We start from the raw sequence: 16,287 nt of genomic DNA on the forward strand, positions 1-16,287 counted from the left end.
CACTGCCCGAGGGAGCCCGAGTTGAACCGATTTCATCTGTACGCCCTGAACGGGCGCGCCATCACGCTTCTGGTCATCGGCCTGGTTGCGACTTTCGTGGGTTGTCAGATCCTGCAGAACACCAACGAGCAGCGCGCCCGCGAAGCACTGGCCAACGCGGCCGACAGCGCGGTGGAGGCGGTGGTTGGCCGGCTGCAGAAGTATCAGTACGGGTTGCGCGGGGCGCGGGGCGCCATCGTCGCCAGTGGCGAAGAGAACCTGACGCGCGAGACGTTTCACCGTTACAGCCTCACCCGTGACGTGCCGGTCGAGTTCCCCGGGGCCCGCGGCTTCGGCTTCATCCGGCGGGTACCGGCCCAGGACCTGGAGCAGTTTCTGCAACGGGCGCGTGACGACAGCTCGCCCAGTTTCAGCATTCGCCAGTTCGCTCCCCATGAGGGCGATCTGTATGTGATCCAGTACCTGGAGCCCAACCGCGATCAGGCGGTGGCCATCGGCCTGGATATCGCTTCGCAGCCTGATCGTGCCGAAGCGGCGCGGATGGCCGCGCGTACCGGGGAGGTGCGGCTCACTTCGCCGATCACGCTGGTGCAGGCGGTGGGCAAGCCGAAGCAGTCCTTCCTGATCCTGCTGCCGATCTACAGGAGCGGCATCGTGCCCAAGACCGAGTCGGAGCGGGAGGCGGAAGTCGTCGGCTGGAGCTATGCCCCGCTGATGATCGAGAGTGTCCTGGCTGGCCTGGTGCCGGAAAGCGAGGCGATCAACCTGCGTCTGCGCGATATCACCGGGCCGGGGCCGGCGGTGGCGTTCTACCAGACGGCTCAGGACGCGGAGGCGGCGACGACAGGATTGCCGAGCCGGACCCTGGAACGCGACATCTACGGGCGCCGCTGGCAGATCGAGCTGCAGGCACTGCCGTTGTTCATCGAGCGCCTGCACCAGGTTTCGCCGCTGGTGGTGTTTGTGCTTGGAACCCTGGCCAGCGTGCTGGTGGCGGCACTGGTGGCCATCGCCGGAGTCAGTTCCCGGCGGCGCCTGCAGGTGCTGTCCGAGCAGCGGCGGCTGGCCCTGATCGTCGAAAACTCGGCGGATGCGATCATCGGCACGACCCTGGACGGTGTCGTGACCAACTGGAACCGGGGAGCGCGAAAACTGCTCGGCTACACCGCCCAGGAAGCGGTCGGCCAGCCGTTGCTGAAGCTGATCGTGCCACCCGGGCTGGCGGCGGAAGAGGCCGAGATCCTCAGGCGCATCGCGCTCGGCGAGACGATCGTCAACCTCGACACCGTGCGTCACAGCAAGGACGGGCGCAGTATCAATGTCTCGGCGAATGTCTCGCCGATCTGCGATGAAAGCGGTGCGGTGATCGGATCCTCGAAGATTCTGCGGGACATCACCGCGCACAAGGCCGCCGAGGCGCGAATTCTCGAACTCAATGCCAATCTGGAAGAGCAGGTGGCTGAGCGGACCTCGGAATTGCGGCGTATCAACCTGTTGTTCAGCAGCGTGCTGCGTTCGGCTTCCAGGGTAGCGATCATCGCCACCGACCTGGATGGCGTCATCAGTCTCTTCAACGAAGGCGCCGAACAGATGCTCGGTTACCGTGCCGCGCAACTGGTGGGCAAGGCCACGCCGACGATCCTGCATCTGGAGCAGGAAATCGCCGAGCGCAGTGCCGAGCTGAGTCGGGAATATGGGCAAGCCATCGAGGGCTTCCGGGTGTTTGCCCACAAGCCGGAGTTCGAGCACTCGGAAATCCGCGAATGGACTTATGTGCACAAGGATGGCAGGCACGTGCCGGTGAACCTGGTGGTGACTTCGCTGCGTGATGAGCAAGGCACGTTGACCGGGTACCTGAGCATCGCGATCGATATCACCGAACGCAAGGTGGCCGAACACCAGCTGGACCTGAGCCTGCAATCGGTGCGGCTGATTCGCGACCAGTTGCTGATGGCCGCCGACGTGGCGGAACTGGGTATCTGGACCTGGACCCTGGCCGACGGCACGCTGCAGTGGAACGAGCGGATGTTCGAGTTCTACAGCCAGCCATTGAGCCTGAAGGACAATGGCCTGACCTACGCGCACTGGTACGAGCGCGTGCATCCGGATGATGCCGAGGCGGTCGCTGCGCAACTGGCGGCGGCGGTGGCCGGCGAGGGAGTCTACGACCCGGTGTTCCGGGTGCTCGCGCCGGATGGCCGGATCCGTATCATCCAGGCCGGTGCGCAGATCGAGCGCGATGCCCAGGGGCAGCCGCTCCGGGTGACCGGTATCAATCGGGATATCACCACCCAGCGCGAGCTGGAGGCGCACCTGCTCCAGGCCCGGGACCGCGCCGACAGCGCCAGTGCGGCCAAGTCGTTCTTCCTGGCGAACATGAGCCATGAAATCCGCACGCCGATGAATGCGGTGCTGGGGATGCTGCAACTGGTGCAGCACACCGAGCTCAATGCCCGTCAGCGCGACTATGTGGTCAAGGCCCAGACTGCGGCCAAGTCCTTGCTCGGGTTGCTCAACGACATTCTCGACTACTCCAAGATCGAAGCCGGCAAGCTGCGCCTGGACCTGCACACCTTCGAACTCGAGGCGTTGATGCGCGACCTCGCCGTGGTGCTGGCGGGCAACCAGGGCAGCAAGGAGGTCGAGGTGATGTTCGACCTCGATTCCGAGCTGCCGGGCAGCCTGGTCGGCGACAGCATGCGTCTGCAGCAGGTGCTGATCAACCTGGCGGGCAATGCCCTGAAGTTCACCCAGCAGGGCCAGGTGGTGGTCAGCCTCCGCCAGTTGCAGCGCCTGGAGGGCCAGGTACAACTGCGGGTCGAGGTCTGCGATACCGGCATTGGCATCAGCGCCGAACAACAGCAGCGGATTTTCGAGGGCTTCACCCAGGCGGAGGCCTCGACCACCCGCCGCTTTGGCGGTACCGGGCTGGGCCTGGTGATCTGCAAGCGCCTGGTCGGCCTGATGGGCGGCGAGTTGCTGGTCGAAAGCGAGGAGGGCAGCGGCAGCCGGTTCTGGTTCGACATCACCCTGGACGTGGCCCGCACCGAGCCGTTGCGGTTGTCCTGCCCCGGTGTGGATTCGCAGATGCGCCTGCTGGTGGCCGACGATAACTCCATGGCCTGCGAGCTGCTGCTACGTACCGTGCGCTCCCTGGGCTGGACGGCGGACACGGTGGATGGCGGCACGCGGGCGGTGGAGAGCGTGCGCAATGCCCAGATGCGTGGCGAACCCTACGATGTGGTGCTGATGGATTGGCGCATGCCGGACATGGACGGGCTCAGTGCTGCACGATTGATCAGCCTGCAGGAACAGAGCGCCCCACCGCCGATGGTGATCATGATCACTGCCTACGGCCGGGAGGTGTTGGCGGATGTGCATCATGAAGGCGATGCCCCCTTCGTCGGCTTCCTCACCAAACCCGTGACGCCCCTGCAGTTGGCCGATGCCGTGCAGCGGGCTTTCAGCAGCAGCGAAGCGGTTCCCGAGGTACGGCCGGGGCCTGTGCGCCAGCGGCGTCTGGCCGGCATGCGCCTGCTGGTGGTGGAGGACAATGCGCTCAATCGCCAGGTCGCCGACGAACTGCTCAGGGGCGAGGGTGCACAAGTGGTCCTGGCCGAAGGTGGCCTGGAAGGTGTCAGCCAGGTGTTTTGCGCTTCGACTCCTTTCGATGCGGTATTGATGGACATCCAGATGCCGGATATCGACGGCATGGAGGCGACCCGGAGGATTCGCCGGCAGGCCGATTTCGCCTCGCTGCCAATCCTGGCGATGACCGCCAATGCCTCCAGCAGCGATCGTGAGGCCTGCCTGGCGGCAGGGATGAACGACCATGTGAGCAAGCCCATCGACCTGGAGGAACTGGTACTGACCCTGCGTCTGCAGACCGGTCGTGAAACGTCGCAACCGAAAGTGCTCGAAGCCGCTGGCGGCGTGGCGGACACGGTGCTGGAAGCGCGCCAGTCGATCATGGCCCGCTTTGGCGGCAATCTCGAACTGATCTCTACGGTCCTCTACGGTTTCGGGGCGGAACTGGAGAAGCAACTGTCGCTGCTGCCCAACCATCTGCAGGACCGTGACGGGCCGGCGCTGGCCGCGGTGCTGCATGCGATCAAGGGCAGTTCCGGGACCATGGGGGCCCAGGCCCTGTCACAGCGTGCCGGGGCTCTCGAGCGTGAACTGATGTATGGCGATGCCGCCGCGATTGCCCGGGTGCTCGACGACCCGCAATGGCTGCCGGAACTCAGGCAACTGCTGGCGCGCAGCGTCGATGAGTTGCAGGCGACGTTCGGCAACGGCTACCGGGGCGACTCAGCCCGGGACATGGCCGCCGGGTCGCGTTCTTGAAGCCGGTGGAGGCCACTCCTTATACTTTTCGCAACAGGGTCCCTGGTTCGGCATTTCAATCGCCAGGGGCCTTTTTATGGTCTTTCGAGCCTGTTGCAGGAGCAGCCCATGGACGCCGCAAAACCCGCGCTGATCCGCGAAACCTTCCCCGTCGGCCCGTTGCAGTGCAACTGCACCATCATCGGTGATCCGCTGACGAAAAAAGCCATCGTCGTCGATCCGGGGGGCAACCATGAGTTGATCCTGGCCCGGCTCGATGCCCTGGGCCTGAAGGTGGTCAGCATTATCCACACCCATGCGCACCTGGATCATTTCCTGGCTTCCGGCCAATTGAAGGAAAAAACCGGGGCCACCCTGCATCTGCACAAGGACGACCAGTTCCTCTGGGACAACCTGGAGATGCAGTGCAACCTGTTCGGCGTGCCCTACACGCCGGTACCGTCGCCGGACCGGTGGCTGGCCGATGACGAGGAACTGGCCTGTGGCTGTGGCGTGGCCCTGCATACGCCGGGACATACGCCGGGCTCCATGAGCTTCTGGTTTTCCGAGGCTAGACTGTTGATTGCCGGGGACACGCTGTTTCGCCGTGGCATCGGCCGGACCGACCTGTGGGGTGGCGACCAGGCCACCATCGTCCGTTCGATCAGGCAGCGCCTGTATACGCTGGACGAGGAGGCGACGGTGGTCACCGGTCACGGGCCCGACACCCGGCTGGGCGATGAGATGCGTGAAAACCCTTTTGTGCGCGGTTGAAAGGTTTCATGGAATTTTTGCCGTCGGTCGTGTTCAAACGCCAGCACAGGTCCATCGCCAACGGCCTCTGCACTTTCAATGAGTAGGAGCTAGATCCATGTTCACCTCGCGTCGTTTGATTCTCGTCGCAACCACCGTTGCCATGCTGTCCGGCTGTGCAACGCAAAACCCGTATGACAACCAGGGACAGGTGGAGCAGGGTGGCTCCTCGGGCATGAGCAGAACCGTCAAGTATGGTGGCCTGGGCGCCCTGGCCGGTGCCGTCGCCGGTGCCGCCATCGACCACAACAACCGTGGCAAGGGTGCACTGATCGGTGCCCTGGTCGCTGGCGCGGGTGCCGCCGGCTACGGTTACTACGCCGACCAGCAGGAAAAGAAACTGCGTGAAAGCATGGCCAACACCGGCGTCCAGGTGCAGCGTCAGGGTGACCAGATCAAGCTGATCATGCCGGGCAACATCACCTTCGCCACCAACTCCGATGCCATCGCCAGCAGCTTCTACCAGCCGCTGAACAACCTGGCCAACTCGCTCAAGGAGTTCAACCAGAACCAGATCGAGATCGTCGGCTACACCGACAGCACCGGCAGCCGCCAGCTGAACATGGACCTGTCCCAGCGTCGCGCGCAGAGCGTGGCCAACTACCTGACCTCGCAGGGCGTCAACGGTGCCAACCTGTCGGCCCGTGGTGCCGGCCCGGACAACCCGATCGCCAGCAACGCCGACGTCAATGGCCGGGCGCAGAACCGCCGGGTGGAAGTCAACCTGCGTGCCATTCCTGGCCAGCAGTATGGTCAGCCGCAAGGGCAGTACCAGCAGCAGGGCCAATACCCGCAACAGGGTCAGTACCAGCAGTATCCGCAGGGCCAGCAATACGGTCAGCCGGTGCAGCAGTATCCTTGAGTGCCTGACTGAAGGCCGGATGTGAAATGAAAAAGCCCGCCTGATCACTGATCGGGCGGGCTTTTTCGTGGGGCTGAAGTCGGTTTATTTCTTCAGGCCGTAATGCTCGTCGAGCATGCCGGGCGCATTCGGCGCCTTGGGCGCGTAGTCACGCGGCGGCTCCTGGTTTTCCCGGGGCGGGGTCAGGCGTTCCCGTGGCGCCTGGGGCGCTTCGGAATGCAGGGCGGCCAGCAGGCGTTGGCGGGTCAGTTCGTCAAGGGCCAGGCGGTTGGCGCCCTCGGCGAGATGGTCCTGCACTTCCTGGTAGCTCTGGGTGAGTTTCTTGACCAGGGCAGCGGTGCTGTTGAAGTGGGTGACCACCTCATTCTGATAGGTATCGAAACGTTCCTGGATATCGTCCAGCTGACGCTGCGTGCTGCTGGGAGCGGCACTCGGGACCAGACGGGCGACCAGGAAACCGATGGCGACACCGGCAACCAGGGCAAGAGTCGGCAACAACCAAACTAAGAGCGAGTGTTCCACGAGTCCTTCCTCTATAAACGGCTTTGCTTTACGTTAACGGCTCGGACCTGCGCTGTATACCGCGATCTTCTGGTCGCAAGCTGTCAGGCACAGACTTTTAGCTAGACGAGTCGACCCCTAGAGAGGTCACGGAGTTCATTCCTTGCTTATGCGTGAAACCGCTTTTTTCATCGACGGCCCGGTCGGTCAACTGGAAGCCTTGTACCTGGACAACCCCGAGCCCCGCGGTCTGGCGTTGATCTGCCACCCCAACCCGGTGCAGGGGGGGACCATGCTCAACAAGGTCGTCTCGACCCTGCAACGCACCGCCCGCGATGCCGGGCTGATCACCCTGCGTTTCAACTACCGCGGTGTCGGGGCCAGTGCCGGCAGCCACGATATGGGCAGTGGTGAAGTCGATGATGCCGAGGCCGCCGCGCAGTGGTTGCTGGCGAAACATCCGGACCTGCCGCTGACGCTGTTCGGTTTCTCCTTCGGCGGTTTCGTCGCGGCCACCCTCGGCGGTCGTCTGGAAGCCCGTGGCCAGTCGCTCAGGCACCTGTTCATGGTGGCCGCGGCGGTGATGCGTCTGCGTGCCGAGGATCGCCTGCCAGTGGGCTGCCCGCTGACCCTGATCCAGCCGGAAGCCGACGAAGTGATCGATCCGCAGGTGGTCTATGACTGGTCCGCTGCGCTGGATCGTCCCCATGAGCTGCTGAAAGTGGCAGAATGCGGACACTTTTTTCATGGCAAGCTGACCGATCTGAAGGATCTGCTCCTGCCGCGCCTCTCGAATTGATAGCAGTCTGACTAAGCGATTACCCATGACGACTCGTACGCGTATCCTCACCGGCATCACCACCACCGGCACGCCGCATCTGGGCAACTACGCCGGCGCCATCCGCCCGGCGATCCTGGCCAGCCGCGACAGCAATGCCGACTCCTTCTATTTCCTGGCCGACTACCACGCGCTGATCAAGTGCGACGACCCGCTGCGCATCCAGCGTTCGCGCCTGGAAATCGCCGCGACCTGGCTGGCCGGTGGGCTGGATGTGGACCGCGTGACCTTCTATCGCCAGTCGGACATCCCGGAAATCCCCGAGCTGACCTGGCTGCTGACCTGCGTCGCGGCCAAGGGCCTGCTCAACCGTGCCCACGCCTACAAGGCCTCGGTGGACAAGAACGTCGAGGCGGGCGAGGACCCGGATGCCGGGATCACCATGGGCCTGTACAGCTACCCGGTGCTGATGGCGGCGGACATCCTGATGTTCAACGCGCACAAGGTGCCGGTCGGCCGCGACCAGATCCAGCACGTGGAAATGGCCCGCGACATCGGTCAGCGCTTCAACCACCTGTTCGGCCAGGGCAAGGAGTTCTTCGTCATGCCCGAGGCACTGATCGAGGAAAGCGTGGCGACCCTGCCGGGCCTGGATGGCCGGAAAATGTCCAAGAGTTACGACAACACCATTCCGTTGTTCACCAGTGCCAAGGACATGAAGGACGCCATTTCGCGGATCGTCACCGACTCCCGCGCGCCGGGCGAAGCCAAGGATCCGGACAACTCGCACCTGTTCACCCTGTACCAGGCGTTCGCCACGCTCGACCAGGCTGCCGCTTTCCGCGCCGAGCTGCTGGATGGCCTGGGCTGGGGCGAAGCGAAGAACCGGCTGTTCCAGTTGCTCGATGCCGAACTGGGCGAGAAGCGCGAGCGTTATCACGAACTGATTTCCCGCCCGGCGGACCTGGAAGACATTCTCCAGGCCGGTGCGCAGAAAGCCCGCAAGGTGGCCACGCCCTTCCTCGCGCAACTGCGCGAAGCGGTCGGCCTGCGTTCGTTTGTCAACCCGGTGCAGGTGGCCGAGACGAGTAAGAAGAAGGCCGCCAAGGCCGCGCGTTTCGTCAGCTTCCGCGAGGACGACAGCTTCCGCTTCCGCCTGCTGGCGGCCGACGGCGAGCAACTGCTGCTGTCGCGCAAATTTGCCGATGGCAAGGCCGCTGGCGCAGTGACCAAGCAGTTGCAGTCCGGACAAGCCTTGGACATTCGCAGCCAGGGAGGGACGGTTCAGGCTGGCAATTTTGAGATTCGCAGCGGGCTCCCTCGTTTCAGCGTCTGGTTGGAAGGTGAATATGTCGCCGACAGCCCCGAATTCGCCGACGAAGCGGCCCGTGACGCGGCCATCGAGGCTCTGCGCGTGGCTCTGACGCCGGTTCAGGACTGACCCAACGTTCGACCCGACCAAGGGCCGATTGCCATTCCTACGGGCCATCGCTAAAGTGACGGCCCGTTTTTGTTACCTCGCTAACGAAATTATGACGCCCCTAGAACGATATCAAGCTGATCTGAAACGTCCCGAGTTCTTTCATGACGCGGCCCAGGAAACGGCTGTGCGCCATTTGCAGCGCCTGTACGACGACCTGGTCGCGGCCTCGCAGAACAAACCGGGCCTGCTCGGCAAGCTGTTCGGCAAGAAAGACCAGGCGCCGGTCAAGGGCCTGTATTTCTGGGGTGGCGTGGGTCGCGGCAAGACCTACCTGGTGGATACCTTCTTCGAAGCGCTGCCCTTCAAGGAAAAGACCCGTACGCACTTCCACCGCTTCATGAAGCGCGTGCACGAGGAAATGAAGACCCTGGGCGGCGAGAAGAACCCGTTGACGATCATCGCCAAGCGCTTCGCCGCCGAGACCCGGGTGATCTGCTTCGATGAATTCTTCGTCTCCGACATCACCGACGCGATGATCCTCGGTACCCTGATGGAAGAACTGTTCAAGAACGGCGTGACCCTGGTCGCCACCTCGAACATCGTCCCGGACGGCCTGTACAAGGACGGTCTGCAGCGCGCGCGTTTCCTCCCGGCGATCGCCCTGATCAAGCAGAACACCGAGATCGTCAACGTCGACAGCGGCGTCGACTATCGCCTGCGTCACCTCGAACAGGCCGAGCTGTATCACTTCCCGCTCGATGAAGCCGCCCACGAAAGCCTGCGCCAGAGCTTCCGCGCGCTGACGCCGGAATGCACCCAGGCGGTGGAAAACGATGTGCTGATCATCGAGAACCGCGAGATCCGCGCCTTGCGCACCTGTGATGACGTGGCCTGGTTCGACTTCCGCGAACTGTGCGACGGCCCGCGCAGCCAGAACGACTACATCGAGCTGGGCAAGATCTTCCACGCCGTGCTGCTCAGCGGCGTCGAGCAGATGAGCGTCACCACCGACGACATCGCCCGTCGCTTCATCAACATGGTCGACGAGTTCTACGACCGCAACGTCAAGCTGATCATCTCGGCGGAAGTCGAGCTCAAGGATCTCTACACCGGTGGTCGCCTGACCTTCGAATTCCAGCGGACCCTCAGCCGTCTGCTGGAAATGCAGTCCCACGAATTCCTGTCGCGGGCGCACAAGCCCTAGGACAGCGTCCGGGGCGTCGCTCGACGCCCCTCGACTACAGGTCGAAATGCCCGAGCCAGTCGGGCAACTCCTCCATGCATTGGCAGCCGAGCAGTAGCCACAGCAGTATTCGCGTCTTGCGCGGGCAGAGGGCGCCAGCCATCTGCACTCCGCGCTTGAGCAGATCCATCTCGCTGCCGATGAAGCCATACGATTTGGTCGCCGTCGGGCCCGCACCTGTGCGTGTTGCCACCACCACCGGGATATGTCGCGCCAGGCCAGCGGCAATGTTGGCCCAGTGCTCGCTGACATGACCGGCGCCGAAGCCGGCGATGACCAGCCCCTCGTAACCCAACCCCGGGAGCTGCTCCAGCAGCAGGGTGTCGGCTGACAGGGTCGCCTCGAGCATGGCGACTCGCTGGTCGAGACGCTGCGGCAGTGGCAGGGTCCTGCGCTCTGCCGGTGGGTGCAGGTAGCGGACGTTGTTCTCGATTATCAGCCCGGCCGGACCGAACAGCGGCGAGCTGAACGCCTCCAGTGCCAGTGCGTCGATCTTGCGTACCCGGGCAGCGGCGTGAACCTGGCCGTTGAGTACCACCTGGACGCCCCGCTTTCGACTCTCGGCAGCCAGCGCCACCAGACCGGCCTGCAGCAGGTTGGCCGGGCCGTCGGCGCCGAGTTGCGAGGACGGGCGCATGGCTCCGGTCAACACCAGTGGCGTATCGAACGGCCAGAGCAGGTCGAGGAAGAATGCGGATTCCTCCAGGGTATCAGTCCCCTGGGTGATCAGTACCCCGCTGGCCCCTTGGGCAACCTGTTCCCGAGCCCAGGCCAGGACATCGAGCAGCCGTTCGAAATCCAGCGAGGCGCTGGCTTGCAGGCACAAGGTTTCGACGATGACCCGGGCGCTTGCGTTGAGTTGCGGGACCTGAGACAGCAGAGTCTGGCCGTCCAGGCTGGGCATGACTCCGCCGTTCGGGCGGGCTGCCTGCATGCTGACAGTGCCGCCGAGGGCAGCGATGGAAAGCAAGGGAAGGGACATGGTGTACTCGCTGGTTGAGGACTGAAAGAACCTGGCCGGCAACCCAAGGGGAGTGCCGGTTCAGGGGAGTGGTCGCAATGGGGCAATTCCGTTGGCGAGCCTGCGAGGATCAAGTCAGGCGCAGCATTACCCCCACCAGCGGGACGATCAGCAGGGTGCTGATGGCCATCGACAACACGTTGCCGATGTACGGGTGCAGGTAAGTGGGCAGACGCCTTGACAGTGCCACGGCCAGGGGCGGTGCAAGCAGGGCACCAAACATCGCACTGGCGAGTACCACCAGGGGACTGCCGCCGTGGCTGAGGACCGCAGCGGGAGCCACCGATACGATCGGTATGTAGGTGGGATACCAGCCGAGTTCGATCCATTGTTGGCGCCAGAGCGTGACGCCAATGACCGAGGACAGTGCCTGAGCTGCAAGTATCGACAGCAGCAGGCCCGAGCCATAGGCCGGCGCGAGCGGGTTCAGCACATAGGCCAGCAGCACGCCGAGCAGCAGGCCGAGACTTGCCCATTCGTTGCCGAAGAACGGTGCTTCGGAGAAGTCCGCCAGCACCCGGCGCATGCCCCAGCCCAAGCCATACTTGTGCGTTTGGGCTGGCTGGGGGGATGCCGATGTTTCGCGGGCTGGCGGCAGAGGCCGTACCAGCATCGGCCAACTCCGGCAGATGAGAAAGGCCAGCACGCTACCCAGTGCCATGCCTGACACGTTGCCAATGACCGCGGGCAGTTCCAGTGGCGTGCACAGGAAATTGACCAGTAACAGGCACAGTGGTGTGACCAGCAGCGCGCCCATCACCGCACCGGTAACGGCGATTCTCCAGCCTGCACCGAACAGCAGCACCGTCGCCGCTGGCACTGAGACGAAAGCGGCGAACGTTGGTTGCCAGCCGAAGCGTGGAACGGTCCAGCCCCACAGCAGGTTGCTCAGCAGCAGGCCGAGCAGCGAACTGCTGATCAGCCAGGGCCACAGTCCGCTGCCATACGCGATGGCGAAGCCCTGCCAGGACTTGCCCTGGCGGTAGGCCCAGTGGCCGAGGGCGGCGCCGGCCAGCAGCCCCAGTGAAGCCAATTCGTGTTTGTAGAAAGCCACTTCGCTGATATCGCCGACCCACCAGCGCAGCCAGGCGCCCGGCGCTGGCAGGCTGTCCATCATGTGCTGGTAGTCCGGCCATGGCGGCAGGCTGCCCGACAGCATCATCCAGGCAATCAGCAGGCAGGGAATCACCAGGTAGAGCGTGAGCAGGTAGGCAGGCAGGTAGTCACGTTGGTTCTCAAAGGACCGCTTGTTCATGACCGCCTCCTTGTCAGCGTGGTAGGGCAGGATGGCGGGTATAGCCGAGCATGCTGTCATAGAGATCGGCGCGACGGTCACGTGGCAGGTCGTTCAGGCTGTTCCAGATCGGTGCGCTGCGAGCCTGGGAGAGATCGATGTCGGCATACAGGATGACCTCCTCCTCGGCGCTTGCCACTTCGCCAATCGGCCAACCGTTGGTGCCGGCAATCAACGAGCAACCTAGAAAGCGCTCGCCACGGTCACTGCCGATGCGGTTCGCAGCGGCGATGAAGACGTTGTTGACATGTGCGGCGGTGATGGTCAGGTAGGACGCCATGCAACGGCCGCTTTGGTCGAACAGTGGGGGTGGGGTCCAGACCCAGTTGTTCAGGCTGCAGATGATGTCTGCGCCCTGTTGGCCAAGTAGCCGCGGGACTTCGGGGAACCAGATGTCCCAGCAGATCAGCAGGCCGATGCGCCCGATAGGGGTATCGAACACCGGGAAGCCAAGATCACCGGGAGTGAACCAGAGCTTCTCGGCGTTCCATAGGTGCGCCTTGCGGTATTTGCCGATGAATCCTTGCGGGCCGATCAGTACCGCCGAGTCGAACAGTTGTATGCCATCACGCTCGGCAAGACCCGCGACCAGATAGACCTGGTGCTTGCAGGCCAGGTCGATCCAGGCCTGTACGCTGTCTCCGGCCGGAATCTCCTCGGCGTGGGCGAAAGCTTCCTCGCGGTCGCGGAACATGTAGCCGGTGTTGGCCAGTTCCGGCAGCACGATGAGATTGGCTCCGGCGCTCGCCGCCTGGGTTGCAAGCTCGAGAGTGCGCTGCAGGTTGTGCTTGCGTCGGGTGATACCGACTTGGGGGTCGAACTGTACGACGGCAATGCGGGCGGGGCTGATGGCGTGTCTGGAGTCATTCATTTGATGTGCTCTCATTCTTATTACCCAATCCGATTGAATTGGTGGGTTTATGAGATGCCATCAAACGAAATTTATCTGTCGGCTTTTTCCTCTGAGTTCTGCGGGGTATTTCCTGATGTCGGCGAGGTATTTTGAACGTTCCCAGGCGTTTTCGGGCGGCTGGCGTAGATGGGGTAATCATTCAATCTGAACCCGCCGTTGAAACGGGCTCCAATCCTGTCGCAGAGGTGGATGACGGTGTCCACCGCTCCGCGCAGGCAGGGTTCGGTCCAGCCGGCGTCGACGCAGAACGACTCCCCGCAGAGGTAAAGGCCACTGCCGGCCGAGTAGTTGCGGTTGTAGCTCATCAGGTCGATGACATCGTAGTAGGTCCCGGGGCGATACAGCCGTGCCGCGCCGAGAGCGTTGCGATCAGTGATCCAGCGATGGACCCGGGCCTTGTCGGCATCGATGTAGGGAGAAATACGTCGGTTGATATTGCTGGCGCGCAGCAGGATCCGGTCCAGCTCGGCGATGCACTTGGCGACCAGTTCCCGGTCGCTGAATATCGCCAGCTTGGTCGCATCGTCCTCCCAGGTGTAGCTCAGCAGAATGCAGTCGTTGGGGTAGCTCTCGTTGTAGCGGTAGGTGTAGACGTCGTGAATCAGGCTGTCCGTGACCATCGCCTGGGGAATGCCATGGGCGTCGCTGAAGAAGCGCTTCTGCAAGGGCGCGAATACCTTGCAACTGGTTTCCCAGTGCGCTGTCTGGTAGGCGTTGCGGATTTGAAATGGCAGCATCTGCTCGGTGAAGCCAACGAGCTGGATCGTGGTTTCGATCAGCCAGGATGGCAGGGTGAGTACAACCGAGTCGAAGTCTTCGTGGCAGGACAGGCGTCGCTGCGGGTCGCTCCATTGCCGTTCGTAGTGCACGCGGATCTTCTGGTTGGTCAGTTTGCTCAGGCCCGTGACCCTGGATTGGCTGGAGAATCCCGCTCCGCGTTGTTTGCAATGGTCGAAAAAGGAACTGCCTGGCTTGTCGATATCCAGGAACAGCATGCACTCGTCCAGCGCTGCAACTCCCAGGTATCGGGGGCCATCGAAAGCCAGCCCGTGGGAGTCGAGCAGTTCGTACTGGTGCAGATGAGGTGCCGGTAGAGGCTTGCCTCGATCGTCGACGCGACCGTGGATCAGTTGCAACTGGTCGCTGAACCCGAAGAGTGCGGTTCGTATCGGATACAGGCAGCACGCGTCGTAAAATGCTCCCCAACTGCCGTCGCCGATACCGATCGCGTAGAAGATCGCCGATTCCTCTGCGTTCATACCCACCCCGCCGAAGTCACCGGGGTTGGATGGATTCCAGTTCTCCAGCGGTGCCAGAGCCAGCAGACTGCGAAACGACAGGCTTTCATAACGCTGGGCGATGGCTGCCCAAAGGCTTTCCCAACCCGGGCCGGCATAGTGTGTCTGTATCTGCTTGTCCAGGCGTGCAACGAAGGCCCTCCATTTGCCATATACCCGCTGCAGCGATTCACCGGGTGGCGGCGTTTGCCCGTCATGGTTGTTCCAGATGAGCATCTGTGGAGTGGTTTGCGTGTCCAGCAGGCCGTCGCGCAGGAAAATCCCGGTGCCGTTCACATGGGCGCTGCCGGGGTTGGCAAAGTCGGAAATCTTCAACTGGAACAGCTTCGTGTAGTAGGCCTGCAGGGATCGCCCTTCGAGTGGCGGCTCACCGCGTCGATTGAAGAAGGGCAGGCGCATGGCGCCCATTTCGAAGGGGGTGGAGCCGGCGCCGGCGGGCAGGCTTCGGTCCACCACTGTCAGATGGCGCCCACCGACCCGGCTCGATTGTTCGAACAGGGTTATGTCGCGCAAGCCGCAGCGCAGCAACTCCCTGGCCGTGGTCAGCCCGGTTATTCCGGCGCCAACGATGGCGACCTTGTGATTGATACCGCTGGCATCGGCAATGCCGCCGGGTTGTTCAACCAGTTTTCGGTAGTCGAAACACAAGTCGGGTGGGTTGGGGAAAGGGGGCGCCAACGATTGTTGTCCGGTTGAGGCGTACCGTGTATGGGGGTTGCGGGCGATTCGGACGGCATCCTTGAAACTCCTTGTCATTGGCCGTTGGGAGAGGGTTGCCGAACGAGTCTGGAGTTTCGAGGTGGGGACTGCGCGGTATTCTGGTATGGAGGTTCAGGGCGCTCCTGCCTATGCAGTCGGACAGCAGCGCCGTGGTTCAGGCGGCCTGCTGGAACTGTTGTCGATACTGGTTCGGTGAGAGTTCGGTGTGCTGGCGGAACAGTCGCGCAAAGAAACTGGCATCGTCGTAGCCGACCTCGTAGCTGATGGTCTTGATGCTCTTGCGGGTGCCGGACAACAGGCCCTTGGCGGTCTCGATGCGCAGGCGCTGCAGGTAGTGCAGCGGCTTGTCGCCGGTGGCGGTCTGGAAGCGGCGCATGAAGTTGCGGATGCTCATGCCGTGGTCGCGGGCCACATCCTCGAAGCGGAACTTGTCGGCGAAGTGTTCTTCGAGCCACTGCTGGATCTGCAGGATGATCACGTCCTGGTGCAGCTTCTGGCCGCCGAAGCCGATGCGTCCCGGCGCGTAGCTGCGCTGCACTTCGTAGAGGATGTCGCGGGCCACGGCCTGGGCGATGTTGGCCCGCAGAATCGCTCGATCAGGTAGATGTAGAGGTCGCAGGCCGAGGTGGTGCCGCCGGCGCAGTACAGGTTGTCGGCGTCGGTCAGGTGCTTGTCCTGGTTCAGGTGGACGTTGGGGAAGCGTTCACTGAAGGTGTTGAAGAAGCGCCAGTAGGTGGTGGCCTCCTTGCCGTCGAGCAGGCCGGCTTCGGCCAGCCAGAAGACCCCGGTCGCCTCGCCGCAGAGCACGGCGCCACGGGCGTGCTGTTCGCGCAGCCAGGGCAGGACCTGCGGGTAGCGTTGGCAGAGGTTGTCGAAGTCGTCCCAGAACGCCGGCAGGATGATCACATCGGTATCGGCCAGGCCGCCGTCCACCGGCATGATCACGTCGCTGAAGCTGCCCACGGGGTTGCCGTCCGGGCTGACCAGGCGTGTCTCGAAGGCGGGGGTGAGTCCCTGGCCGAGCTGCTTGCCATGGCGCAGGCTGGCGAGATGGAAGAAGTCCTTGGCTTGCATGAGGGTCGAGGCGAAGACCCG

At 63.2% G+C, this 16,287-nt stretch carries 11 protein-coding genes and 1 pseudogene; 6 read left to right on the forward strand and 6 right to left on the reverse strand.

Annotated features, from left to right (window positions below):
• Positions 1–21 precede the first annotated feature (21 nt).
• From ACZ5KU_RS04785 to ACZ5KU_RS04795, 3 genes are all read left to right on the forward strand, one after another.
• Positions 22–4,347, forward strand: a complete 4,326-nt coding sequence (locus ACZ5KU_RS04785) for a PAS domain S-box protein (protein WP_464736883.1) — start codon at positions 22–24, stop codon at positions 4,345–4,347.
• A gap of 108 nt (positions 4,348–4,455) precedes the next feature.
• The gene (locus ACZ5KU_RS04790) at positions 4,456–5,100 is read left to right on the forward strand and encodes an MBL fold metallo-hydrolase (protein ID WP_273825720.1); all 645 of its coding nucleotides are present in this window, start codon (positions 4,456–4,458) and stop codon (positions 5,098–5,100) included.
• A gap of 97 nt (positions 5,101–5,197) precedes the next feature.
• Positions 5,198–6,001 carry a YiaD family glycine zipper/OmpA-like lipoprotein gene (locus tag ACZ5KU_RS04795; RefSeq protein WP_464736884.1) on the forward strand — a complete coding sequence of 268 codons (804 nt, stop codon included), beginning with the start codon at positions 5,198–5,200 and terminating at the stop codon, positions 5,999–6,001.
• An 84-nt stretch (positions 6,002–6,085) separates the two neighbouring features.
• On the opposite strand, the gene ACZ5KU_RS04800 is transcribed toward ACZ5KU_RS04795, so the two are convergent.
• Positions 6,086–6,523: a Z-ring associated ZapG family protein gene (locus tag ACZ5KU_RS04800; protein WP_054059888.1), complete on the reverse strand. Its 438-nt coding sequence runs from the start codon at positions 6,521–6,523 to the stop codon at positions 6,086–6,088.
• A gap of 148 nt (positions 6,524–6,671) precedes the next feature.
• On the opposite strand from ACZ5KU_RS04800, the gene ACZ5KU_RS04805 reads away from it, so the two are divergent.
• From ACZ5KU_RS04805 to zapE, 3 genes are all read left to right on the forward strand, one after another.
• Positions 6,672–7,301 (forward strand): alpha/beta hydrolase, encoded by a 630-nt coding sequence (locus ACZ5KU_RS04805; RefSeq protein WP_273825721.1) that lies wholly within the window; start codon positions 6,672–6,674, stop codon positions 7,299–7,301.
• A 25-nt stretch (positions 7,302–7,326) separates the two neighbouring features.
• A complete protein-coding gene (locus ACZ5KU_RS04810; protein ID WP_464736885.1) occupies positions 7,327–8,721 on the forward strand; it encodes a tryptophan--tRNA ligase in 1,395 nt (464 codons plus the stop codon).
• Between the two features lie 91 nt (positions 8,722–8,812).
• Entirely contained in the window at positions 8,813–9,907 is a 1,095-nt protein-coding gene (gene zapE, locus ACZ5KU_RS04815) for a cell division protein ZapE (RefSeq protein WP_026145296.1), read from the forward strand.
• A 34-nt stretch (positions 9,908–9,941) separates the two neighbouring features.
• Here zapE and ACZ5KU_RS04820 read toward each other — a convergent pair whose 3' ends face one another.
• The 5 genes and pseudogenes from ACZ5KU_RS04820 to ACZ5KU_RS04840 all read right to left on the reverse strand — a co-directional run bounded on the left by ACZ5KU_RS04820 (position 9,942) and on the right by ACZ5KU_RS04840 (position 16,266).
• Positions 9,942–10,928: an asparaginase gene (locus tag ACZ5KU_RS04820; protein ID WP_054059885.1), complete on the reverse strand. Its 987-nt coding sequence runs from the start codon at positions 10,926–10,928 to the stop codon at positions 9,942–9,944.
• A 109-nt stretch (positions 10,929–11,037) separates the two neighbouring features.
• Complete coding sequence (locus ACZ5KU_RS04825) at positions 11,038–12,222, reverse strand: hypothetical protein (RefSeq protein ID WP_054064173.1); 1,185 nt, start codon at positions 12,220–12,222, stop codon at positions 11,038–11,040.
• A 13-nt stretch (positions 12,223–12,235) separates the two neighbouring features.
• On the reverse strand, positions 12,236–13,132 hold the full coding sequence (locus ACZ5KU_RS04830) for a nitrilase family protein (RefSeq protein ID WP_054064174.1): 897 nt from the start codon (positions 13,130–13,132) through the stop codon (positions 12,236–12,238).
• Between the two features lie 71 nt (positions 13,133–13,203).
• Positions 13,204–15,150: a flavin monoamine oxidase family protein gene (locus ACZ5KU_RS04835; protein ID WP_464736886.1), complete on the reverse strand. Its 1,947-nt coding sequence runs from the start codon at positions 15,148–15,150 to the stop codon at positions 13,204–13,206.
• 196 nt (positions 15,151–15,346) lie between these two features.
• Positions 15,347–16,266 (reverse strand): annotated as a pseudogene (locus tag ACZ5KU_RS04840) (GlxA family transcriptional regulator).
• Positions 16,267–16,287 lie beyond the last annotated feature (21 nt).

The organism is Pseudomonas sp. Tof1, from assembly GCF_055390395.1.